Origin of the sequence: uncultured Dialister sp. (assembly GCF_937959425.1) — a bacterium.
GTDB lineage: Bacteria > Bacillota > Negativicutes > Veillonellales > Dialisteraceae > Dialister.
Map to the genome: position 1 here is coordinate 1 of NZ_CALGPS010000148.1, position 1,420 is coordinate 1,420.

At 53.2% G+C, this 1,420-nt stretch carries 1 protein-coding gene; it reads right to left on the reverse strand.

The window, feature by feature from the left end:
• Positions 1-720: 720 nt before the first annotated feature.
• Positions 721-1,215 carry a preQ(1) synthase gene (gene queF, locus Q0482_RS06220; RefSeq protein WP_299144755.1) on the reverse strand — a complete coding sequence of 165 codons (495 nt, stop codon included), beginning with the start codon at positions 1,213-1,215 and terminating at the stop codon, positions 721-723.
• Between the last annotated feature and the right edge of the window lie 205 nt (positions 1,216-1,420).

The following is a 1,420-nucleotide window of genomic DNA, read 5'->3' on the forward strand; positions in this document are numbered from 1 at the left end:
GTAACGCAGGCTCCTTTCTCAGAAAGGAGCTGGGCGAAGCCCTGAGGATAGGTCTAGGGAAGCGCTGATTCATCACAGGAGACACCAAAGCAAGCCCCGTAACGCTAATTTTATATTGCGCCCGTAGGGCGCCACCACCACCCTCTGAACCCTCTGAACCTTTTACCAAAGACCTGACGCCCCTATCCTCCGTCGCCTGCGGCGACACCTCCTTCCAGAGGAAGGAGCTCCGCGGAGCGGTGAGGATAGGCCTTTGCGCAGCAAAGGCACCGCCGTAGGCGGCATTTCACAAATGAGTCACAATCAGGCCCTTTCAGGGCCTCGGATTTTCTTCGAAAATCCGCTATCCTCCGTCGCCTGCGGCGACACCTCCTTCCAGAGGAAGGAGGCTAACGCACTCCGTCATGCAGCATTGGTGACACTAATGGCAAGCACGTAACGCTGACTTCATAATCATTGCCCGCAGGGCAATCCACAACCCTCGGCGGCGGAGCCGCCGTCAAACCTAAGAACCCTCCGGCCCCACAGGCCGGTCAATCCTAAGAACCTTTTCAGCAACAACCCTTCTACACAACCTGCGGCGTCAGCCGCGCCCCTTTATCCTGCGGCAAAGCCGCCACCGAAACCTTCGGGCCTGAAGGGCCCGTCAAACCTAAGAACCCTCCGGCCCAGCGGGCCGGTCAATCTTAAGAACCCTTTTCCATAACCCTTCTACACAACCTACCTATTATCCACCTTTTCCGGATTCATATCATGATGAAGCAGGCGGAAACGGGCGAAATCCTTCCATTCCGTGCCGGGGATGCCGTAATTGCAGTAAGGGTCGATGGAAAGACCGCCCCGGGGCAGGAACTTGCCCCAGACTTCAATGTAGCGGGGACGGAGAAGACGGATAAGGTCCGTCATAATCATATTCACACAGTCCTCATGGAAATCGCCGTGATTTCTGTAGCTGAAAAGATACAGTTTCAAAGACTTGCTCTCCACCATGTACTTGTCTGGAATATAGGAAATATAAATGGTGGCAAAGTCCGGTTGCCCCGTCTTCGGGCAGAGGCTTGTAAACTCCGGACAGTTGAACTTGATAAAGAAATCCCGGTCAGCGTGCTTGTTGGGAATCTTTTCCAACAGACCGGGGTCATAATCATAGGTGTATTTCGTATTCCGGCTGCCCAGCTGCTTCAGCTCATCCAGCCCTTCTCTTTTTTCTGTCATAGGGTACCTCACATTTATAGAATTCAATATAACTAGTACAAGGATACCATAGGAAAGAGGAGATGTAAATAGAAGGGGGCGGGATCGGGATCGGGGTAATTTAGTGGCTAGTGGCTGGTCCCTAGTTACTAGCTACAAGCTACTAGCTACAAGCTGCTAGTCCCTGGCTGCTGGATTTCTCAGGGGAAGAGGACCACGTCAGTGG